Annotated in this window: 20 protein-coding genes and 1 other annotated feature; of the genes, 19 read left to right on the top strand and 1 reads right to left on the bottom strand. The window is 40.7% G+C overall.

Going from position 1 to position 23,467, the window contains the following annotated elements; genetic code table 11:
• The 11 genes from KTHG_RS21150 to KTHG_RS07760 all read left to right on the top strand — a co-directional run.
• The coding region (locus KTHG_RS21150; protein WP_186439525.1) for a hypothetical protein at window positions 1-234 on the top strand (234 nt) is incomplete at its 5' end.
• Window positions 235-325: 91 nt separating this feature from the next.
• A complete protein-coding gene (locus KTHG_RS07805) occupies window positions 326-1,309 on the top strand; it encodes a zinc-binding dehydrogenase (protein ID WP_139992585.1) in 984 nt (327 codons plus the stop codon).
• Between the two features lie 12 nt (window positions 1,310-1,321).
• Window positions 1,322-2,074 (top strand): Cof-type HAD-IIB family hydrolase, encoded by a 753-nt coding sequence (locus KTHG_RS07800; RefSeq protein WP_139992583.1) that lies wholly within the window; start codon window positions 1,322-1,324, stop codon window positions 2,072-2,074.
• Window positions 2,075-2,165: 91 nt separating this feature from the next.
• Window positions 2,166-2,924, top strand: a complete 759-nt coding sequence (locus tag KTHG_RS07795) for a TrmH family RNA methyltransferase (protein WP_126989251.1) — start codon at window positions 2,166-2,168, stop codon at window positions 2,922-2,924.
• A 51-nt stretch (window positions 2,925-2,975) separates the two neighbouring features.
• Window positions 2,976-3,202: a binding site (T-box leader), on the top strand.
• Between the two features lie 102 nt (window positions 3,203-3,304).
• Window positions 3,305-4,342, top strand: coding sequence for a phenylalanine--tRNA ligase subunit alpha (pheS, locus tag KTHG_RS07790; protein ID WP_126989252.1), 1,038 nt, complete (start codon window positions 3,305-3,307; stop codon window positions 4,340-4,342).
• A gap of 15 nt (window positions 4,343-4,357) precedes the next feature.
• Entirely contained in the window at window positions 4,358-6,763 is a 2,406-nt protein-coding gene (pheT, locus tag KTHG_RS07785; protein WP_139992581.1) for a phenylalanine--tRNA ligase subunit beta, read from the top strand.
• 456 nt (window positions 6,764-7,219) lie between these two features.
• A complete protein-coding gene (locus tag KTHG_RS07780) occupies window positions 7,220-8,239 on the top strand; it encodes an ABC transporter ATP-binding protein (protein WP_126989254.1) in 1,020 nt (339 codons plus the stop codon).
• The gene (locus tag KTHG_RS07775; RefSeq protein WP_139992579.1) at window positions 8,236-9,186 is read left to right on the top strand and encodes an ATP-binding cassette domain-containing protein; all 951 of its coding nucleotides are present in this window, start codon (window positions 8,236-8,238) and stop codon (window positions 9,184-9,186) included. Before KTHG_RS07780 ends, KTHG_RS07775 begins: the two co-directional genes overlap by 4 nt.
• A 1-nt stretch (window position 9,187) precedes the next feature.
• Window positions 9,188-10,150, top strand: coding sequence for an oligopeptide ABC transporter permease (gene opp4B / locus KTHG_RS07770; RefSeq protein ID WP_139992577.1), 963 nt, complete (start codon window positions 9,188-9,190; stop codon window positions 10,148-10,150).
• 30 nt (window positions 10,151-10,180) lie between these two features.
• Entirely contained in the window at window positions 10,181-11,095 is a 915-nt protein-coding gene (locus KTHG_RS07765) for an ABC transporter permease (protein ID WP_139992575.1), read from the top strand.
• Between the two features lie 29 nt (window positions 11,096-11,124).
• The gene (locus KTHG_RS07760; RefSeq protein WP_139992573.1) at window positions 11,125-12,915 is read left to right on the top strand and encodes an oligopeptide ABC transporter substrate-binding protein; all 1,791 of its coding nucleotides are present in this window, start codon (window positions 11,125-11,127) and stop codon (window positions 12,913-12,915) included.
• Between the two features lie 59 nt (window positions 12,916-12,974).
• On the opposite strand, the gene rnhC is transcribed toward KTHG_RS07760, so the two are convergent.
• The gene (rnhC, locus tag KTHG_RS07755; RefSeq protein ID WP_139992571.1) at window positions 12,975-13,907 is read right to left on the bottom strand and encodes a ribonuclease HIII; all 933 of its coding nucleotides are present in this window, start codon (window positions 13,905-13,907) and stop codon (window positions 12,975-12,977) included.
• Between the two features lie 91 nt (window positions 13,908-13,998).
• On the opposite strand from rnhC, the gene zapA reads away from it, so the two are divergent.
• The 8 genes from zapA to KTHG_RS07715 all read left to right on the top strand — a co-directional run bounded on the left by zapA (window position 13,999) and on the right by KTHG_RS07715 (window position 23,441).
• The gene (gene zapA, locus KTHG_RS07750; protein WP_126989260.1) at window positions 13,999-14,271 is read left to right on the top strand and encodes a cell division protein ZapA; all 273 of its coding nucleotides are present in this window, start codon (window positions 13,999-14,001) and stop codon (window positions 14,269-14,271) included.
• Window positions 14,264-14,803 carry a CvpA family protein gene (locus KTHG_RS07745; RefSeq protein WP_126989261.1) on the top strand — a complete coding sequence of 180 codons (540 nt, stop codon included), beginning with the start codon at window positions 14,264-14,266 and terminating at the stop codon, window positions 14,801-14,803. The genes zapA and KTHG_RS07745 overlap by 8 nt, the downstream gene beginning before the upstream one ends.
• A gap of 60 nt (window positions 14,804-14,863) precedes the next feature.
• Entirely contained in the window at window positions 14,864-16,570 is a 1,707-nt protein-coding gene (gene polX, locus KTHG_RS07740; protein WP_139992569.1) for a DNA polymerase/3'-5' exonuclease PolX, read from the top strand.
• A 12-nt stretch (window positions 16,571-16,582) separates the two neighbouring features.
• Window positions 16,583-18,952 carry an endonuclease MutS2 gene (locus KTHG_RS07735; protein ID WP_139992567.1) on the top strand — a complete coding sequence of 790 codons (2,370 nt, stop codon included), beginning with the start codon at window positions 16,583-16,585 and terminating at the stop codon, window positions 18,950-18,952.
• A 15-nt stretch (window positions 18,953-18,967) separates the two neighbouring features.
• Window positions 18,968-19,375 (top strand): DUF350 domain-containing protein, encoded by a 408-nt coding sequence (locus KTHG_RS07730; RefSeq protein ID WP_186439524.1) that lies wholly within the window; start codon window positions 18,968-18,970, stop codon window positions 19,373-19,375.
• A gap of 868 nt (window positions 19,376-20,243) precedes the next feature.
• Window positions 20,244-21,956 (top strand): AMP-binding protein, encoded by a 1,713-nt coding sequence (locus tag KTHG_RS07725; protein WP_126989265.1) that lies wholly within the window; start codon window positions 20,244-20,246, stop codon window positions 21,954-21,956.
• Between the two features lie 77 nt (window positions 21,957-22,033).
• Window positions 22,034-22,615 carry a fatty acid metabolism transcriptional regulator FadR gene (locus KTHG_RS07720; RefSeq protein WP_126989266.1) on the top strand — a complete coding sequence of 194 codons (582 nt, stop codon included), beginning with the start codon at window positions 22,034-22,036 and terminating at the stop codon, window positions 22,613-22,615.
• A 52-nt stretch (window positions 22,616-22,667) separates the two neighbouring features.
• A complete protein-coding gene (locus KTHG_RS07715) occupies window positions 22,668-23,441 on the top strand; it encodes an enoyl-CoA hydratase (protein ID WP_139992565.1) in 774 nt (257 codons plus the stop codon).
• The last annotated feature ends 26 nt before the right edge of the window (window positions 23,442-23,467 follow it).

The following is a 23,467-nucleotide window of genomic DNA, read 5'->3' as shown; positions in this document are numbered from 1 at the left end:
AAAAAAGGTAAAGCAAATGATAAGGTCGTCGTGAAGGGGCTTAAGAAGGGCGATGTCGTGAAATTTTACGATACGCTTGGGAATGGACTCGGACGTGTAACGGCTACTTCATCTACGGCTACCTTTAAGCCAAAGTCGCTAAAGGCAAAAGGTGGGAAGCTCGTGATTACCCGCACAGAAGCAGGGAAAAATACGAGTGCGAAAGTTAAGAAAAGCTATCAAACTGAAAAATAATCACAAGAGCAGTCCGAAACGCTTTAGGGACTGCTCTTTTTTTGCTACACTTACAAATAGATTGATTATTTAGAAAAAAGGGGTTTTGGATATGAAGGCAGTGTATGTGGAGGAGCAACAAGTACGTGTAGGGGAGCTTGAGGTGCCAAAAATTGGTGCAAAAGATGTATTAGTACGAATTAAGGCGGCGGGGCTTAATCGTCGTGATTTATATACACCAAAGCGTCTTGCAAAAGATGCTGCGCCGCTTATTTTAGGAAGTGATGCAGCGGGCATCATCGAAGCGGTAGGAGATGAAGTTACACGCGTACAAGCCGGAGATGCGGTCATCGTTAATCCATCGCTTCGTTGGTACGATGAAAGTGCGGTACCACCAGATGACTTTGAAATTTTAAGCTTGCCGGATCATGGTACCTTTGCAGAGTTTTTAGCGATTTCAGAGGAGCAGGTAGAGATAAAGCCTGCGCAGTTATCATTTGTTGAAGCGGCAACAATCGGCATTGCACCACTGACGGGCTACCGAGCTGTTGTGACAAAGGGGCAAGTAAAGGCTGGTGATACAGTGTTTATTCCAGGAGCAGGTAGCGGTGTTGCGACCTTTATGATTCCTTTAGCGAAAAGCCTTGGTGCGCGTGTTATCGTATCTTCTCGTTCCGCAGAAAAACGCCAGGCCGCACTGGAATTAGGCGCCGATATGGCGTTAGCTAATGATGCAGACTGGAAACAGGAGCTCGCCGATGAAACAGTTGATGTCGTCATTGAAAGTGTTGGTCGTGCGACGTTTAATCGTTCATTAGCGGTGCTAAAACGTGGTGGTACGCTAGTTGTTTTCGGTGCTACAACAGAAGATATGGTGGACTTTGATTTGCGTACATTTTTCTATGCGCAACAAACGTTAAAAGGCAGTACACTTGGGAGTCGCGATGAGTTCCGTGCGATGCTGCAGTGGATTGAAGCACAAAATATGCACCCGGTAATTGACCGCACGTATTCACTAGATGAAGCGGCAGCCGCGCTTAAATATTTAGAAATCAACGAACAATTTGGTAAACTAGTATTTGAAGTGAACAACTAGGAGGCAAATGGAGTGACAGTTCGATTACTAGCAATTGATGTGGACGGGACGCTGGCAAATTCAAAGGGTATCGTGACAGAACGTACACGACAAGTACTACATGAGGCGGTAGCACGCGGTCTTTACGTCGTAATTTCAACAGGACGCAGTCGAAGCTTTTTACAATGTGTGTCGGACCAAGTAGCGCTTGAGCAGCCACTCATTTGTAATAATGGCGCCGAAATTTGGAAAAATGCTGCTGAATTATTAGCACGTCGTTTTATGCCGGTTGAAACGGGGCAAGAGATTATCCATATTTTTAAACGTTACGGTGTGGAGCATATGTGGGGCAATGATGAACAGGGCGATTTTTCACCTGAAATGTTTCAGCAGGTATTACAAAACCCGCCAATGAAGCTCGGTGCTTTCTTTGAAGATGAGCACCAGCTAGCTGCTGTTCGCTCAGAAATTAATGCTCTACCAGATATAGAAATTACAAGTTCGGATGAATTGAATCTTGAGGTAATGAAATATGGTACATCGAAGGCGCATGGCTTAGCAGAGCTAGCGACTGAATTTTCGATTTCGCTTGATGACGTGATGTGCTTTGGTGATAGCTATAATGATATGGAAATGTTTGAAGAATGTGGTACGGCAGTCGCAATGGGAAATGCCAATGATGAATTAAAAGCGATGGCAACCTATATTACGGCCACAAATGATGAAGACGGTGTCGCACGGGCAATTGAACAATATGTTTTTGCTGTGCAGGAGCCGATTGCGTAAAATCCATCAGAAGATGTTCTCGAAATAATGGGGACATCTTCTTTTTTCGTGTATACTATTTGGAGGACTACAAACTAAAGGCGGTAAAAACATGAAATATATTGAATCAAACCAAAACTCGCTCGTAAAATATTGGAAAAAACTTGCGACAACTCGTAAAGAACGCGATAAATCAGGAGAATTCCTTGTTGAAGGTTTCCACTTAGTTGAAGAAGCGCTAAAACATACAGAAGTATTACATTTAATCATTCGTGAAGGTGTAGCGATTCCCGTATCATGGAATTTAGATGATGTTTTCTTGATCGAAGTATCTGAGGCGATTGCAAAAGAATTATCGGAAACAGAGCACTCACAAGGTATTTTTGCACAATGTAAACAAAAAGAAGTGGACGAAGCGGCACAAGCAGGCTGGACACGTCTATTATTAATCGATGCTGTACAAGACCCAGGAAATATTGGTACGATGATTCGTACAGCCGATGCAGCAGGGATTGATGCCGTTATTTTAGGCAAAGGCTCAGCCGATCCATACAATCCAAAAACAGTACGTTCAACACAAGGCTCTATTTTCCATATTCCTGTTGTACGTGGTGATTTACATGATTGGGTAGCAGATTTAAAAGAGCGTAATGTGCCTGTATACGGTACAGCGCTTGAAAATTCAGTTGTTTACAATGAAGTAGAAAAAGAGCATGATTTTGCTTTAATTATGGGTAATGAAGGTAGCGGTATTGATGCATCACTACTTGCACAAACGGATGCGAACGTCATTATTCCAATTAAAGGCGCTGCAGAATCATTAAATGTAGCGGTAGCGACAGGAATCGTTCTTTACCATTTTGCACTGTAACAACACTTGAAGTTATGACGTGACTTGTTTATAATGAATGGGAAACATAATGGAAATGCATTGACCGGGAAAAGTATAAGGATGTTGACTAGTAGGGACGCCACGCCATAGACTGCAAGCGAGGCGAGTGCCGCATTCTTAGAAGTTCACCCCGCTAGCAGCCACCGGGACCAGCATCACGCTGTAAAGGTTGGCCGGCAGATGAGCCGTTAATTCAAATGAGTGACTGCTTTGGCAGTAACTAGGGTGGTAACGCGAATTTTAACCTCGTCCCTTTTTGGGGGGCGGGGTTTTTCTTTTTTTACTGCGATTGAATGTAACGAAACCTAGAAATGCATCGGGGTTGAAGAGACCCTACACTTGGAAGGAGGAGCAAAAAAATGCAAGAGCAATTAGCACAATTAAAAGCAGAAGTACTGGAAAAAATCGCTGCTGCACAAGACTTGAAACAATTAAATGATGTCCGTGTTGCTTATTTAGGTAAAAAAGGACCAATCACGGATTTATTAAAAGGTATGGGGAAACTTCCTCAAGAAGAACGTCCAAAAATGGGTGCATTAGTAAATGAAACACGCGCACAAGTCCAAGAAGTTTTAGATGCTCGCAAAGTGGAGCTTGAAGCAGCTGCATTAGATGCGCAATTAGAATCTGAAACAATCGATGTCACATTACCAGGTCGTACGGTGAAAGTGGGGAATCATCACCCATTAACACGTATCATTGAAGAAATCGAAGACTTATTCATCGGTATGGGCTATGAAGTGGCGGAAGGTCCAGAAGTAGAAAAAGATTATTATAACTTTGAAGCATTAAATCTTCCAAAAGGTCACCCTGCTCGTGATATGCAAGATACATTCTACATTTCAGAAGAAATCTTAATGCGTACACATACTTCTCCAGTACAAGCTCGTACAATGGAGAAAGCACAAGGTAAACCAATCCGTATTATTTGCCCAGGTAAAGTATTCCGTCGTGACAATGATGACGCGACACATTCACACCAATTCAACCAAATCGAAGGATTAGTTGTGGGCGAAGATATCGCAATGAGCGACTTAAAAGGAACACTTGATTTATTCGCTAAGAAAATGTTCGGCGAGGACCGCGAAATTCGCTTACGTCCAAGCTACTTCCCATTCACAGAGCCATCTGTTGAAATGGATATTTCTTGCTTCAAATGCGGCGGCGAAGGCTGTAACGTATGTAAAGGCACAGGTTGGATTGAAATTCTAGGCGCAGGTATGGTTCACCCGAACGTACTTGAAATGGCTGGCTATGATCCGAAAAAAGTAACTGGTTTCGCATTTGGTATGGGACCAGAACGTATTGCAATGCTGAAATATGGTGTGGATGATATTCGTCACTTCTATACAAATGACGTGCGTTTCTTAGAACAATTCCACCGCGCAGAAGATTAGGAGGAGGACGAAACAATGTTAGTATCATTAAAATGGTTATCTCAATATGTTGACATCAGTGGCTTAGAACCAGAAGAATTAGCGGAAAAAATTACGCGTTCAGGTATCGAAGTTGAAGCAGTCAATCACTTATCAAAAGGGCTTAAAAAATTACAAATCGGTCAAATCAAAGAAGCAATTCCGCATCCTGATTCAGACCACTTAAATATTTGCCAAGTTGATTTTGGCGAAGAAGAATTAGCACAAATCGTTTGTGGCGCACCAAATGTAGCGGTTGGTCAAAAAATCGTTGCTGTTCGTCCAAATGGTTATGTAGGTGGCAAAAAAATCAAAAAAGGTAAACTTCGTGGTACGGTTTCAATGGGGATGATTTGCTCGTTACAAGAACTAGGTATCGACGGTAAAACAGTTCCAAAAGCTTATGCTGATGGTATTTATGTCGTATCAGATGATGTTCCTGTTGGCGCAGACGCAATTGAAGTATTAGGTCTTGATGACGTTGTGCTTGAATTAGGCTTAACACCAAACCGCGCAGATGCGATGTCTATGCTAGGTGTAGCGTATGAAGTAGCGGCAATTTTAGACCAAGAAATTACTTTACCAGATACAGCACATGAAACAATTGCTGAAAAAGCAGCAGATGTCATCAAAGTATCAGTAGAAGATACAAAATTGAATCCAATGTATGCAGCGAAAGTTGTTAAAAATGTGAAAGTGGCAGAATCTCCATTATGGCTACAACAATATTTAATGGTTTCAGGTATCCGTCCATTAAATAACATCGTTGATATTACAAACTATATTCTTTTAGAATATGGCCAACCACTGCATGCTTTTGACTATGACCAATTAGGTACTGGTGAAATCGCTGTTCGTTTAGCAACAGAAGGCGAAGCAATTAAAACATTAGATGAAAAAGACCGTACGCTAAAAGCGACAAACTTAGTCATCACAAATGGTGAAAAACCAGTAGCAGTTGCCGGCGTTATGGGTGGTTTTGACTCAGAAGTAACAGAAGCGACAACAACGGTTGTCATTGAATCAGCTTACTTCGATGGCTTATCAGTACGCTACACATCAAAAGACCTTGGCTTACGTAGCGAAGCATCAGCTCGCTTTGAAAAAGGCTTAGATCCAAACCGCGTATTACCAGCAGCAGAACGTGCCGCACAATTAATGGCAGAGCTTGCTGGCGGGGACGTCTTAGAAGGTACAGTTTTAGTTGATGAATTAGATAAAGAACCAGCACGCGTTGTCGTGTCACCTGACTTTATTAACAACCGTTTAGGTATGAAAATTTCATTAAACGAAATGGTATCTATTTTAAAACGTTTACGCTTTGATGTTGAGCCTGCAAATGGTTTATTAATTATTGATGCGCCAACACGCCGTCAAGATATTAAAATCGAAGAAGATATCGTTGAAGAAATCGCACGTTTGTACGGCTATGATGAAATTCCAACAACATTACCAGTTGCTGAAATCGTACCAGGTCGCTTGAATCGCAATCAACAAGTCCGTCGTACAATCCGTTACCAATTAGAAGAAGCAGGTCTTTACCAAGCACTAACATACTCATTAACATCAGATGCATTAGCACAAAAATATGCATTAGAAACAGCGCCAACAACACGCCTTCTAATGCCAATGAGTGAAGAACGTAGCACATTACGTCAATCCGTTCTACCACACTTAATCGAATCACTTGTTTATAACATATCTCGTCAAGCTGACACAGTGGCGTTATATGAAATTGGTTCTGTATTCTTAGGTGAAACAGCAGAAGGCCTACCACTAGAACGTGAACATGTAGCACTTGCGATGACAGGCAAATGGGTAGAAAATTCTTGGCAAGGTGAGCACAAACAAGTGGATTTCTTCGTCTTAAAAGGCGCGCTTGAAGCATTATTTGAAAAATTAAGCGTAGCAGACCGCATCACTTATGTAGCGGCAAAAGTTGACGGTATGCACCCAGGACGTACTGCGGATATCTTATTAGATGGCGAACGTATTGGTTTCTTAGGTCAATTGCACCCACAAGAACAAAAAAATCTTGGCGTGAAAGATACATTTGTAGCAGAGTTCAATTTAGCGCAAGTACTTGCGGCTGACATTGCACCATTACAATATGTAGCAGTTCCTCGCTTCCCATCAATTTCTCGTGATATCGCATTAGTTGTAGACCGTACAACAACTGCTGCATCATTAGAAGAAATTATTACAGCTGCTGGTGGTAAATTACTAAAAGCAGTCAATGTATTCGACGTTTATGAAGGCGACCATATGGAAGCTGGTAAAAAATCAATCGCATTTAGTTTAACGTACTTCGATCCTGAACGTACATTAACAGATGAAGATGTCACAGCAGTACATGACAAAGTTGTTGCTGCATTACAAGAAAATGGCGTAACATTACGTTAATACTATAAGCAATGTAAGACACCTCCAACAAAATTTTGTTGGAGGTGTTTTTTGTGCGTAAAAATATGTCAGGGTATTACTGCGTATGATTGTTGCTTTTTCGACCTTGAAAAAGTATAAAAAGGGATTTTTTAGGTTTGATTTTATAGTAAAATGAGGAATAGATAGATGATATAAAACATTAATGAGAAAATTTAACTAAATTTTATTGTATAAAGACAGATGTTAATTTGAAAAATACAATAAATGTGTAAATAATTGTAATATAACAAAAAACTTTCAAGCGCCTATTGGACTAAAAATAAATTTTATATAGGTATGATTCATTTTAATGTTCTAAATATATAGACAATTTAGAAATTTATGTTATATTAATAAACAATATAACATTTTAATTACCGAAATATTTTTCTTTCGTAATAGTTTTGTGAATATAAACAGAAAGGAGTGGGCATGATGACACTTTCAAAGCCATTGTTAGAAATTAATCATTTATTTACAAGTTTTCGAATTAAGGATACATATTATGATGCAATTCACGATGTGAACTTAACATTAAATGAAAATGAAGTACTTGCGATTGTTGGAGAGTCAGGATGTGGTAAAAGTACACTTGCAACATCCATTGTAGGTCTACACCCACCGGGCAATACAACCGTAATTGGCGAGATTTTATACAAAGGAGAAAATCTTGTTAATTATTCGGAGGATAAATTAAATAAAATACGAGGAAATGACATCGGTTTTATTTTCCAAGATCCCCTTTCTGCACTAAATCCATTAATGCGTATCGGTGACCAAATCGAAGAGGGGCTTGTGTTCCATACGAAGATGACCGATCAAGAGCGAAAAGCACGTGCGCTAGAGCTGCTTGACCAAGTAGGAATCGTTAATCCAGAGCGTGTTGCGCGTCAATTCCCACACCAATTATCAGGCGGGATGCGTCAGCGTGTAATGATCGCGATTGCAATTGCGTGTAAGCCACGTATCATGATTGCGGATGAACCAACAACGGCACTTGATGTAACGATTCAAGCACAAATCTTAGACTTATTAATCGAGCTACAGCAAGAAACAAATGCGGGAATTATGCTAATCACGCATGATTTAGGTGTTGTAGCAGAAGTTGCGACACGCGTAGCTGTAATGTATGCAGGACAGGTAATCGAGGTAGCACCAGTTGAGGAGCTATTTAGAAATCCGAAGCATCCATATACACGTTCATTACTAAATTCGATTCCACAAACAGAGCGTGATCATGACCGTCTGCAAGTGATTCAAGGGATGGTACCAACGCTTACGAAAATGCCAAAATCAGGTTGTCGTTTTGCGCCACGTATTCCATGGGTGAGCGAAAATGCACATGAAGTGGAACCACAAATGCATGAAATTTCACCAGGACATCTTGTACGCTGCACATGCTGGCAAACCTTCAATTTTGAAGAGCAAGAAACGAAGGAAGGTGTCGTACAATGACGTCGTTTATGGAAGTAAAAGATTTAAATGTGCATTATCCGATTCGCGGTGGCTTCTTTAATACAGTCGTTGACCATGTTTATGCGGTTGATGGTGTATCAATGGAGTTTGAAAAAGGGAAAACATACGGCCTTGTAGGCGAGTCAGGTTCAGGAAAATCAACGACAGGGAAGGCGATTATTGGTCTTGAAAAAATCACATCTGGAAAAGTGATTTACGAAGGACAGGATGTGACGAATCAACGTCGAAAACGTGATAGTGCGTATAATCGTGATATCCAAATGATTTTTCAAGATAGCCATTCTGCAATGAACCCACGTAAACGCGTACAGGAAATCATCGCAGAACCGATTCGCAACTTCTTGAACTTATCACCGCAAGAGGAGAAACGCCGCATTATCGAGCTGCTTGAAATTGTCGGCTTATCTGAGGAAGCAATGGTGAAATACCCGCATGAATTCTCTGGTGGTCAAAAGCAGCGTCTTGGTATTGCACGCGCAGTTGCTTGTAATCCGAAAATGATTATTGCGGATGAGCCGGTATCAGCACTTGATTTATCGGTACAAGCACAGGTACTGAACTTTATGAAGGATATTCAAACGGAATATGGTCTTAGCTATTTATTTATCTCACATGACTTGGGCGTTGTACGTCATATGTGTGACCATATTTCAATTATGTATAAAGGGCGCTTTGTTGAAACGGGTACACGAAATGATATTTTCAACAACCCACAACATATTTACACGAACCGTTTATTATCAGCGATTCCAAATATCGAGCCTGAGACACGCATCGAGCGTAAAATCGAGCGTCAAAAGGTCGAAGCCATTTATAAAGCCGATTCACATCGTTACTACGATCAAGACGGTAAAGTATATCCATTAAAAGAAATTTCATCGACGCATAAAACGGCGATGATTGGTCTCGAAAAGGGGGCTGAATAATATGTGGAAAACAGTTGTTAGACGATTTTTAATTATGATTCCACAGCTATTCGTGCTTAGTATGTTGATTTTTATTTTGGCGAAATTTATGCCAGGTGATCCATTTACAGGCTTAATTACACCACAAACGGATCCGGCGCGTTTAGAAGAGTTACGTCAGCAAGCAGGCTTCTATGATCCGTGGTATGTACAGTACTGGCACTGGGTAACAAATATGTTTCGCGGGGACTTCGGGGATAGCTATACCTTTAAAGTAAGTGTTGCCTCACTAATTGGTGACCGTGGTCTAAATACACTATGGCTATCACTGGTAAGTGTTATTTTAACGTATTTAATTGCGATTCCATTAGGTGTGATTGCAGGTCGTTATCAAAATACATTACGCGATAAAACAATTGTGCTTTATAGCTTTGTCAGCTATGCGATTCCAACATTCGTATTAGCGTTAATTTTCCTTTATATTTTCGGCTACCAGTTACAATGGTTCCCAACTTCAGGAACTGTATCTGTTGGGGAGGACCCTGGTACATTGGGGTACTTCTGGAGTAAGGTGTATCACTTAATTTTACCAGCGATTACGTACGCATTCTTAGCGACAACAAGTATCATTCAGTATTTACGCTCTGAAATTATTGATGCACAAACGCAGGATTTTGTGAAAACAGCTCGCAGTAAAGGGATTCCGATGAATAAAGTGTATACACGTCACATTTTCCGTAACTCATTATTACCGATTGCGGCATTCCTAGGTTTCTCTATTACAGGTATTCTTGGTGGTTCTGTATTCATCGAGACAATTTTCGGTTTCCCTGGTATGGGACAATTATTCATTCAGTCAATCATGGGGCGTGACTACAGTGTTATTACGGCACTTGTTATGCTATATGGCTTCCTTGCGTTATTAGGTAGTCTATTGTCGGATATTATTTTAAGTATCGTCGACCCACGAATCCGTATCGAATAATAACTTAAACCGAAAGAAGAGGTGAATACGATGGAACAACAATTTAACAATGAACAATTAACTGAACATGAGTTAGAAAGTACGCCAGCGACTGGTTTTCGGGTCATTTGGCGTGAGTTTAAAAAAGATAAAATCGCGATGGGTTCTTTAATCATCGTCGCATTCATTATATTAGGGTCGATTATTTGGGCACCATTTATCAATCAAGAAGAATTAATGAAAATTAGTTTATTAGATGAATTTGCGAAGCCAGGTGAAAATGGCTTCATCCTTGGTGCAGACCAGGGTGGTAGTGATATTTTAGGGCAATTAATTATCGGGGCGCGTAACTCTATTGTTATCGCCATTGCCATTACAGTCATTACCGGTATATTGGGTGTTGCAGTAGGGATTATTTGTGGCTACTACGGTGGCATCATCGATAACTTCTTCATGCGTCTAATCGATTTCATCATCACATTACCATCTACAATGATCATCATCGTATTCGTGACGATCATTCCAAAATATGATAAATGGTCATTTATTCTTATTATGAGTGCGTTTATGTGGGTAAGTACCGCAAGGCTTGTCCGCAGTAAGGCATTGTCGGAAAGTCGACGGGATTATGTCAGCGCCTCAAAAACGATGGGTACGAGCGATTTCGCGATTATGTTCAAAGGTATTATGCCAAACTTGAGCTCATTATTAATCGTCGAGTTAACGCTTAACTTCGCCGGCAATGTCGGTATTGAAACAGGTCTTACATTCTTAGGCTTTGGTTTACCAGATACGACACCAAGTCTAGGAACCCTTGTCAGCTTTGCCAATAATCAAACGGTAATCGCTGAGAAGTGGTGGGTATGGTTACCAGCATCGCTGCTGATTTTAGTATTGATGCTTGGCATAAATTATATTGGACAAGCTCTACGACGTTCAGCAGATGCTAAACAAAGATTGGGGTAACAAAGAGGGAAAAAAGAGGAGGAGATTGGATGAAGAAAAAGAATTGGCTGATGCTACTTCTTGTCGGCATCATCACGTTAGTACTTGCAGCTTGTGGCGGCGGTAGTGACAGTGAAAAAGGCAAGGATAGTGGTAAAGAAGAGGTAGACACAAGTAAGTTAGCAGATACTGTGAAAAATGATGCAGAAGCAAAAAGCGGCGGTACATTACAAGTTGGCCTTGTAAGTGACTCACCATTCCAAGGGATTTTTAACTGGGAATTATACGAGGATGCTTATGATTCAACAATCATGGAGTGGACTTCTAACGCACTTTTTGATACAAAAGAAGACTTCTTAATTAGCGATACAGGCTTAGCATCTTTAAAAGTGGATGAAGATAAAAACACGGCAACTGTAACAATTAAAAAAGATGTAAAATGGTCTGACGGTAAACCATTTACAATCGAAGATGTTATTTATCCGTACTATATTATTGCCGACAAAGATTACACAGGTGTACGTTATGACGCTGATTTCCAAAACATCGAGGGTGCAAAAGAATACCACGATGGTAAAGCAAAAGACATTAGCGGTATTAAAAAAGTGGATGACTACACAATGGAGTTAACACTTAAGAAAGTTTCACCAGCAATTTACTCTGGTGGTGACGGTCTATGGGGCTACGCAGCACCTAAGCACCAACTTGAAGGCATTAAAGCAAAAGATTTAGTAAAATCTGATGAAGTACGTAAAAATCCAGTAACACTTGGTGCATTCGTTGTTGATAAAGTTGTTAATGGTGAGTCTGTTCAAATGGTAGCAAACGAAAACTATTTCCGTGGCAAACCAAAATTAGATAAAGTCGTTATCGAAGTTGTACCTTCATCTTCTGCAGCAGCAGCGATGAAAGCAGGTAAGCACGATATTTTACAAAGCTATGCAGCAAACCAATACGAAGATGTAAAAGATCTTAAAAACGCACAAATTCTTGGTCGCCCAGAATTAGCTTACTCTTACCTAGGTTTCAAAATGGGTAAATGGGATTCTAAAAAAGGCGAAGTTGTTGTAAATGAAGATGCGAAAATGAAAGATGTTAAATTACGTCAAGCAGTTGCTTACGCAATGAACGTTGAAGAAGTAGCAAAAGCTTACTACGATGGCTTACGTACACGTGGTAACTCATTAATTCCACCAGTATTCGAGTCATTCTATGATGATTCATTAACAGGCTTTAATTATGATGCTGAAAAAGCGAAATCTCTTCTTAAAGAAGCAGGTTACGAAGATAAAAATGATGATGGTTTTGTAGAAGATCCAGACGGTAAAGAATTCACAATCAAAATGGCAACAATGGCTGGTACGGATAAAGATGATAAAATCGTTCAATTCTATATCCAAAACTGGAAAGATGTTGGTCTTAAAGTTGAATTAACAACAGGTCGCCCAATCGAATTCAACAGCTTCTACGATAAAGTACAAGCAGATGATAAAGATATCGACATGTTTATGGCTGCATGGGGTACAGGTACAAACCCATCACCAATGGGCTTATATGCGAAAAATGCACAATTTAACTACAGCCGCTACACAACGCCTGAGTTAGAAAAACTATTAGCGGATATCGATTCAAAAGAATCATTAGATGCTGCTCACCGTAGTGAAGCATTCAAAGCTTGGCAAGAGTATATGTTTGAACAAGCAGTAACTGTTCCAACATACTTCCGTACAGAAATCGTTCCTGTAAACAACCGTGTGAAAGGTTATTCAATTAACTATTTAGATGGTTCTGATAAACATTTACAAGATATCGAAGTAACTGAAGACGCTCCTGCAAAATAAGATTTAGAACACAAAAAAAGGGGAATGGTCCATAGCGGGCCATTCCTCTTTTTTGTTCGTTAAATCATACGGTTTTTCGCGGCAATACGCGATGCTTTTGTTGTATTGGCGAAATGCCATTTTGTAACGGATTGTAACGCTTCCTCACCTTGTGATAGTAAGATATTTGCAGCGACTTGGTCTACTTTCGCACTGGCACCTTTTGGTAGCTCAACACCGATTTCCACCGATAATTGGTCCATCGCAGAAAGAAAAGCATAGCGTGCGATAATCGATGCGGCAGCGACAGAAAGATGCAGTTGTTCTGCCTTTGTTGAGAATAAAACGTTATCACGAATGATATCTTTTTCTTCTTGGATATGACGATAATATGTGTCACGCTCTTCGAATTGGTCGATTAAAATAAAATCGGGCTTTGTTGGCGCAATTTTTGATAACACATGGCGCAGTGCTTGATTATGTAGGAGCGCCTTGATTTTCCCTTGGGACCAGCCCTGTGCCTTTACTTTATTGTATTTATCATTATGCAGTGTCAGCACGCTGTAAGGGACGGCTTCCATGATGGCAGGTGCGATAGCACGCATTTTGGCATCGGTTAGCATTTTTGAATCTTTGACGCCAAGTTCTTTGAGTAACGCCATTTTATCTTGAGGTACATACGCCGCCGCTACCGTAATCGGCCCGAAATAGTCACCCGTTCCTGTCTCATCTGAACCGAGTACATTCATGTTAGCGAATTTTTCTGGGAGCTTATCACCCTTTGGTAACGTCATAGTAGTAGGTGCTTCAAATTCGCCGAAGCGATTTGCTTCTTGCTCCGCCTCCGTACCCTGGAACATTACTTTTCCAGACTTATAAGAGGTAATCGTTGCATGCGGGGTTTTCGCCATAAAGACGGCTCCAGGTGCATTTGTTGGAACAGCTTGTGCATCATAGTAGTCATGAACTTTTTGTTGATCTTGAGCAGATAACTTTAAAACGATTGTAGACATAATTTCTCGCCCTTTCTTTTAGTAGATTATTCACATGATATTGCATTTCATGGTATTATTAGAAATAGGATTTAAAAGGAGGGAACGGGCATTGTCAGAGCAACGCTTAAATCGTATTTCTGTAAACATTTATGGACAAACCTATAACATGGTGGGAACGGAATCGCCGAGTCATATGCGGCATGTAGCAAACACCGTCGACGAACAAATGCGAGGTATTCGCAGTGCCAGCCCTTCTTTAGATATTGCCAAGTTAGCTGTCCTAACAGCAGTTAATGCGGTCAATGATTCAATGAACTACAAGCAACGCATCGAAGAATTAGAAGCACAACTTAAAAAATTAAAGGATGACGTGAATGATTGATTTAATCATTATTATAGTACTAATTGCAGGTATTCTTACAGGCGTCGGTCGTGGCGTACTGTATCAGCTTGTTAATTTAGTAGGACTAGTAGCGGCGATTATTGCTGCGCTTATCGGCTACAAATCGTTAGCTGAAAAATTTGTCATGTACGTACCATATCCAACAGTTGCCGATGATACTGCGCTGAAATTTGGTATGGATGGTGCAGACTTAATGCAAACATTTTATAACGTTTTGGCATTTGTCTTGATCTTCTTTATTGTCAAATTCGTTTTTAAAATTATTGCATCACTATTCAATTTCGTACAGTACGTACCAGTGCTAGGGGGCTTTAACCGTCTTCTAGGTGGTTTATTAGGCTTTATCCAGGTGTACTTCATGTTATTCTTCTTACTTTACATTTTGGCATTACTACCAATTGAAAGTATTCAGAACTTCATTGACAGTTCTATTTTAACAAACTTAATACTTAAATATACACCACTCATTTCGACAATGTTCCAACAATTGTGGTTCGTTTATACGAAATAATAACGAAAAGCGGGCGCCTACTGTTGTGGGCGCTCGTTTTTTAATAAGGGGATGCTCAGTATGAATAAAAAGAAAATTATTAACACATTAGAAACGATTGCAACGTATTTAGAATTAAAGGGTGAAAATCCGTTTAAAATCTCTGCTTTTCGTAAGGCAGCAGCTGCGCTTGAGAATGACCCGCGTAGCATCGAAGAAATAGAAGATGTCACAAAAATTAAAGGTATCGGTAAAGGGACAGCCGCTGTTATCCATGATTTATTAGAAACAGGTGAATCAAGTGATTTGACCTCGTTAAAAGAGGAAGTGCCAGCAAGCTTACCATTACTACTGAAAATTCCTGGTCTTGGTGGTAAAAAAATCGCGAAGCTTTATCAGGAGCTAGGTGTCGATTCGGCAGATAGCTTAAAGGCAGCTTGTGAATCAGGGAAAGTAGGTGAACTTGCGGGCTTTGGTAAGAAAACGGTTGAAAAGCTATTAAAAGAGCTTGAAACGTTTGGTCAGCGTTCAGAGCGCCATCCGATTTGGCAGCTTGAGGAAAATGTTAAAGAGATTAATGCTGTTTTAGAGGCCATTGAAGAGATTGAGCGCTTTTCTGTAGCGGGTTCATTCCGACGTGTAGCAGAAACGAGCAAGGATATTGATTTTATTATTGCCTCTGCACAGCCGCTTGTCGTGAAGGACAAATTATTAACGGCATTATCGTATACCGAAATTGTAGCGGCGGGTGATACGAAAATTTCGGTTATTTTAGCAGGAGATGATGCCGCGAATGCCGATTTCCGTATTGTGACGGATGCGGAGTACCCAACAGCACTGCATCACTTCACAGGCTCAAAAGAACATAATGTACGCATGCGTCAAATCGCTAAAGAGCGCGATGAAAAAATTAGCGAGTATGGCGTCGAGCAGCCGGATGGTTCTGTGTTAACATTTGAGACAGAGGAAGCATTTTTCAATCATTTCGATTTACCGTTTATACCCCCGACGTTACGTGCCGGACATACAGAATTTGAACGTCATGCCGATATTCCGCATCTCGTAACGCTTGCGGATATTCGCAGTGATTTACATATGCATACGACGTGGTCAGACGGCGCACATACCGTTCGCGAAATGGGTGAGGCGTTGATAGAGCGCGGCTATGACTATGCGGTAATTACCGACCATTCACAATATTTAAAAGTGGCGAATGGCTTGACGCCAGAGCGTTTAGAACAGCAAAAAGAAGAAATCTATGCTTTCAATCACGCACATCCAGAATTTCATTTATTACGTGGTACAGAGATGGATATTTTACCGGATGGTTCACTCGATTTTAGTGATGACGTGATGAGTAGCTTAGATTTTGTTATTGCATCGATTCACTCAAGCTTCTCACAACCGCAGGAGCAAATTATGGAGCGTTTGCATACTGCACTAAAAAATCCGCATGTCGATATGATTGCGCATCCGACAGGACGTGTTATTCATCAGCGTGACGGTTACAACCCAGATATGGCACAACTCATTGCATGGGCGAAAGAATATGGTAAAATTTTAGAGTTGAATGCAAATCCATATCGCCTTGATTTATGTGTTGAGCATTTAGAGATGGCTGCAAAAGCAGGTGTACCCGTAGCGATTAATACCGATGCACATGCGATTGAACAACTACGTTATATGGATATTGGAACGAAATACGCACAAAAAGCGTGGCTTTACAAAGACATGATTGTCAACACATGGAGCTTTGAAAAGTTCATGGATTTTTTAAATAATAAGTAGGGGGCGTTTTGAATGATCGCCGAGCGCGCATTGAAAACACTAGAGTTTGATAAAGTACGTGAGCAAGTAGCGAGTTTTGCGACATGCTCACTTGGACAAGAAGGATTAGCAAAACTAGCACCAGAAACAGAACTTGAAGCCGTACAAGGTTTACTAGCGGAAATGGATGAAGCTTTATCTATTTTACGTCTAAAAGGAAGTGTGCCAATGGGCGGCATTTTTGATGTTCGTCCACACGCACGCCGCGCACAAATTGGTGGGATGCTAAGTCCGAAAGAATTAATGGAGATTTCAAGCACGATTCGCGCAAGCCGTATTTTACGTGAATTTATTGAAACCGTAGTGGCAGACGAAGAAGTTGCCATTCCATTATTTGAAGCAAAAAAAGAGGAGTTACCAATTTTAACTGGTTTACAGCATGAAATTAACAGCTGTATTGATGATAATGCCAAAGTGATGGATTCAGCGAGCCAAGCATTACGCGGCATTCGTACACAACTGCGTACACAAGAAGGCCGAGTGCGTGACCGTTTAGCGAGCTTAACACGCGGTAGTGCTGCAGCGAAAATGCTGTCAGACTCAATTATTACGATTCGTAATGACCGTTTTGTTATTCCTGTAAAGGCGGAGTACCGTAGTCATTACGGCGGTGTCATCCATGACCAATCCGCATCAGGTCAAACGCTTTACATTGAGCCAGATGCCGTTGTACAGGCGAATAATGAAATTCAAGGTCTAAAAGTAAAGGAAAAAGCAGAAGTAGATCGCATCTTAATGGAGCTATCTGCAAAAGTGCAAGAAGTCGCACATAGCTTATTTATACTCGTACAAATTTTAGGTGCTATTGATGTTGTCCTTGCTAAGGCAAAATACGGTCAAGCGAATAAATGCACGATGCCTAAAATGAATGACCGCGGTTATATGAAATTAACAAAGGCGCGCCACCCGTTACTAGATATGGATATGGCCGTTGCCAATGACATTGAGTTTGGCGATGATGTTACAGCAATCGTTATTACTGGTCCAAATACAGGTGGTAAAACGGTTACGCTAAAAACGGTTGGTCTTTGTACCTTAATGGCGCAAGCGGGGATTCCGGTTCCTGCATTAGATGGCTCAGAGCTTGCTGTCTTTACGCAACTATTTGCTGATATTGGTGATGAGCAATCAATTGAGCAAAGCCTTTCAACTTTCTCAAGCCATATGGTGAATATTGTCGATATTTTACATGAGTTTGACCATGAATCGCTTGTATTATTTGATGAATTAGGTGCGGGTACAGACCCACAAGAAGGGGCTGCACTTGCCATTTCGATTTTAGACGAAGTGCATGGTCGCGGCGCGCGTGTAATGGCGACGACCCACTACCCAGAATTAAAAGCATACGGCTATAATCGTCCAGGTGTAATTAATGCGAGTATGGAGTTTAATGTCGATACATTAAGTCCGACGTATCGTTTATTAATCGGGGTACCAGGGCGCTCAAATGCCTTTGAAATTTCACAGCGCTTAGGCTTACCCGAGCATATTATTGATACGGCGAAAAATTATACAGGTACAGAAACGCATGAAGTTGAATCAATGATTGCGTCCCTTGAAACGTCTCGTATTCAAGCAGAGAAAGATGCGGAAGAATCAGCACGCCTTGTGGCAGAAGCAAATGAGCTCCGTGCCGACTTAGACCGCAAAATAGCGGAATACGAAGCGACAAAAGAAGAGCTAACGAAAAAAGCAAAAGAAAAAGCGCGTAAAATTGTTGATGCTGCGAAGCGCGAGGCAGAGGATGTCATTGATGAGCTTCATAAAATGCAGCACCGTGCTAATGAAGCGGTCAAGGAGCATGAAATTATTGATGCGAGAAAACGTCTTGAAGATGCGACACCTGCACAGGAAAATCGCGTTCTGAAAAAACAACGCCAACTAAATGCGCGTGCACAGGAATTAAAAGCAGGCGATGAAGTAAAAGTGCTTAGCTATGGTCAGCGCGGTACATTGCTGAAAAAAGATAAGTCAGGTGAATGGGCTGTTCAAATTGGTATTTTAAAAATGAAATTACCAGAGGAAGATCTAGAATACATCAAGCCTGAAAAAGTGAAAGATACCGTTAATGTCTCAAGTGTTCGAAATCGTAGCCAAGCAGTAAAACTTGAGCTTGATTTACGTGGTGAGCGCTATGAAGATGCGATGCACCGTACGGAGAAATATTTAGACGATGCCTTACTATCGAATTATCACCAAGTATCGATTATTCATGGTAAAGGAACAGGCGCGCTCCGCGAAGGAATTCAACAATTATTAAAACGACATCCTCGCGTAAAAGGCTACCACTTTGGTAATGCGAATGAAGGCGGCTATGGCGTAACGGTTGTAGAATTTAAGTAGAGGGGAACGGTGCTCATGGACGCATTTTGGCAACATCCAGTTGTAGAAATGACCGGTTATTATACCGTTGTACTACTATGCTTGCTTGTCGCAATGGCAATGTTTGAAGTGGTAACACGCTATAAAAACTGGGAGGAAATTCAGAAAGGAAACGTCGCTGTCGCACTGGCGACCGGCGGGAAGATTATTGGTATCTGTAATGTCTTTCGCTATTCGATTGAGCATCACGCCACATTACTCGCAACAATTGGCTGGGGTATGTTTGGTTTCGTATTATTAATTATTGCGTACTTATTATTTGAATTTGTTACACCGCGACTTGACGTTGATAAGGAGATTGCAAAGGGCAATATGGCAGTTGGCTTTATTTCATTTGCAATTTCGTTAGGTCTGTCATTTGTTATCGGTTCGACGATTCCATAAGTTTTAAAGAGACTGCGTAAAAGCAGTCTCTTTTTTTTATTCATTTGAAATCGCTCATTACACTAAGAAGCGGCTTTTGGATACGACATATCTTTAAATATGTGCCATCGCTAAGAATATAGCCATGCTATTTTGTTAAACATCTGCATAAAAATAAGAAAATGAAAAATAATTATCAAACTACTGGCGATAGTTACAACATTATTGTAATCGAAAGATAAAAAAATGCCCCGTTTCAGGTGCTCTAAGGGGCTATTTTTGTCCGGTTTTAATAGATTAAGGGGTATTTTTGTTGTACTATGGTCTGGTATTTTATGAGATCTGCTTAGGAAGCTGTTTTTATAAAAAGTTGTCATTTATTTTTTTGTAAAGTGAATGTATCGTCTGAAACGGTCCTTTAAAGAACCGGCGGAGAGCGCAAAACAGCCTTTTTTATGTTTTTTTAGGTCAAAAATGCTTCGGTTGACTGGGCAGCGTTGCTATATTTTTGCGCGTTTGTCGCAATTTAATTGTTTTTGTTGACAGTTTTTGCAACATCATTAGGAAAACGCTAAAAATTTATCCGACAATGGTCGCTAGCTGACACTTATTTTGAAATATGTCGTAGCTAAAACACGCTTTCTGAGGTTCTGACCATTTTGTGCTAGCTAATCTTTTGGTAATACATGCAGAAAAAATATTGCGGGCAAACATCCATAATCGTGTATCAATAATTAGAAATCGGACGTTCGAAAATAAAAAATTCTATTTTTGTTACGAATTTTCTCGAAAAAACGAAAAAATGAGTGGCTATTCATTGAAAGTTCTATTTCCGTCCGATATACTTAATGTAAGTTTTTAACTTATTATTGCAAAGGGGTGTTCGCAAGTGACTGAGAAACTTTGGCTAAAAAGTTATCCGGAAGAAGTCCCAACATCACTCGATTACCGAGAGATACCGCTGCAACAGTATTTATCAGAGATGGCGGATAAGACACCAGATAATGTCGCGATCTATTTTATGGGAAAAGAAGTTCGCTTCAAAGAGTTACAACAATACGCGTATAAATTTGCAAATTATCTTCAAAAACTTGGCCTTCAAAAAGGAGACCGCATTGCGATTATGCTCCCAAATACACCACAGGCGGTAGTCAGCTTTTTTGGTGCGATGTATGCCGGCTGTACGGTTGTGATGACCAATCCACTTTATACCGAGCGTGAAGTGGCGTATCAACTAAAAGATTCTGGTGCAAAACTAATCGTTACACTCGATATTTTGTATCCACGTATTATGAAAACATGGAAGGATACAGACTTAGAACATATCGTCGTAACGGGCTTAAAAGATTTCTTACCATTCCCGAAAAATGTCGTCTACCCGTTCATGCAACGAAAAGAGTATGGTTTCAAAGTTTCAGTGGAACATCAAGGGGTAAATCATTTATTTACTGAAATTTTACGTACAAGCCCAGATACGGCAATACCAATCGATGAAGCATTTGATTTTAATGAGGATCTGGCATTATTACAATATACAGGTGGCACGACAGGGTTCCCAAAAGGGGTTATGCTAACGCATCGTAATATTGTCTCGAATGTGCAGGCCTGTGCAATGTGGACGAATGATTATCGTATTCCAGAGGATGAGCAGGAGCCGGATGTGGTACTTGGGGTGCTACCATTTTTCCATGTGTACGGCATGACAACGGTATTAGCGCTTAGTGTCATGATGGGCTTTAAAATGCTCTTAGTGCCGAAGTTTGATGCGACAGAGCTTTTAAAAACAATTGATAAGCATAAGCCGACATTATTCCCAGGAGCACCAACAATTTATATTGGCATTTTAAATCATCCGGATATTGCGAAGTATGATTTATCATCGATTAAGGCATGTATTAGTGGCTCAGCACCGCTACCAGTTGAAGTACAGGATCAGTTCGAGGAAGTAACAGGCGGTAAGCTAGTAGAGGGCTATGGGCTAACAGAATCTTCGCCAGTAACGCATAGTAATTTCTTATGGATTGACCGACGTGTGAAAGGCTCGATTGGTGTGCCTTGGCCAGATACTGATGCGGCGATTATGGATACAACGACGATGACGGAAGTAGCCGTTGGAGAAGTGGGCGAGTTATGCATTAAAGGACCACAAGTTATGAAGGGCTACTGGAATCGTACTGAGGAAACAGCACAAACATTACGTGACGGATGGCTATTAACAGGTGATATGGGGTATATGAACGAGGATGGTTATTTCTTCGTTGTGGACCGTAAAAAAGATATCATCATCGCAGGTGGCTACAATATTTATCCGCGTGAAGTCGAAGAGGTACTATATGAGCATGAAGGGATTCAAGAATGTGTCGTTATCGGAGTACCAGATCCGTATCGCGGTGAAACTGTAAAAGCATTTATTGTGAAAAAAGAAGGTGCAGAGGTAAGTGATGACGAATTAAATCGTTACTGCCGTAAAAATCTAGCATCGTATAAAGTGCCACGTATTTATGAGTTTAGAGAAGAGTTACCGAAGACCGCGGTAGGGAAAATCTTGCGTCGTCAGCTTGTGGATGAAGAAAAAGCAAAACAAAATGATAACCTTGCTTGACAAAACTTACCAGGTGCATTTATTATAAAGATGTGAATGAATAACCATTCATTTTTTGGATATGGTGGTGATACAAAGTGAGGAAAGAAAAGCCGAAGTATAAGCAAATTATAGACGCTGCAGTAATTGTTATTGCAGAAAACGGCTATCATCAAGCGCAAGTTTCGAAAATCGCGAAGCAAGCTGGTGTTGCGGATGGAACCATTTATTTATACTTCAAAAATAAAGAGGATATTTTAATCTCCGTTTTTGAAGATAAGATGGCAGTTTTTATTAACCGCTTACAAGTGATTGTAGATCGCAATGAAACAGCTTCTGAGAAACTGCAAAAGATGATTGAAAGTCACTTTAAAGTACAAACGGATAATAAACATCTCGGGATCGTGACACAACTAGAATTGCGCCAATCCAATATTGAAGTTCGAGCGAAAATTAATGCTATTTTAAAAGGTTATCTTGATTTAATCGATGAAATCTTACGACAAGGTGTTAATGCAGGTGACTTCAGAGCGGATATGGACATTCGTTTGGCGAGACAATGTATTTTTGGAACCATTGATGAAGTAACGACTTCATGGGTGATGAAAGACCAAAAATTTGATTTGCTCGCACTAGCACCCAAAGTATATGAGTTATTGCTAAATGGTATTAAGTCATAATTTAGAGACTGAGCTTTTGCTCAGCCTCTTACATATAGGAGGGAATTAGCGAATGAGCTTTCTACAATTATCGAACCAAGGCGCCCTAGCAGTCATTACGATTAATCGCCCACCCGCGAACGCAATGAGCTATGCGCTGATCGTCGAGCTTGACGGTCTATTTGATAAAATTGCCAACGATCCAGATACACGTGTTGTCGTTATTCACGGCGAAGGCCGATTTTTCTCAGCTGGTGCAGACATTAAAGAGTTTACGCAAGTTGAAACGGAAAAACAAATGCATGATCAGACAATGGCTGTGCATAAAATTTTCAGAAAAATCGAAACTTTCGAGAAACCAGTTATCGCGGCCATTCATGGTGCTGCGCTAGGTGGCGGATTGGAATTAGCCATGAGTTGCCATATCCGATATGTCGCGTCTAATGCCAAGCTTGGGCTTCCTGAGCTTAACCTTGGATTAATTCCAGGGTATGGTGGTACGCAACGATTACCGAGCCATGTTGGACTTGCTAAAGCAGCAGAAATGATGTTTACGTCTGAGTCATTAACAGGTGAGGAAGCTGTACAGTGGGGGTTAGCTAATGCCCATTTTCCAGAAGAGGAGCTGAAAGCGAGTGTACTTCAAAAAGCACAAAAAATTGCTGAAAAGAGTCCACTAGCATTAAAATCAGCCATCGACCTACTTCGTTTAGGCGATACACCCAATCTAAAGGAAACATTAGAAGCGGAAGCCGAGCACTTTGCAGCATGCTTTAAGACAGAAGATGCAAAAGAAGGCATCGCAGCGTTTGTAGAAAAACGCAAGCCAGTATTTAAGGGAAAATAGATAATACACATAGGGAGGTTTACGAT

It is taken from the genome of Kurthia sp. Dielmo (assembly GCF_000307285.2).
GTDB lineage: Bacteria > Bacillota > Bacilli > Bacillales_A > Planococcaceae > Kurthia > Kurthia populi.
This window is presented reverse-complemented; position numbering and strand designations above follow the sequence as displayed.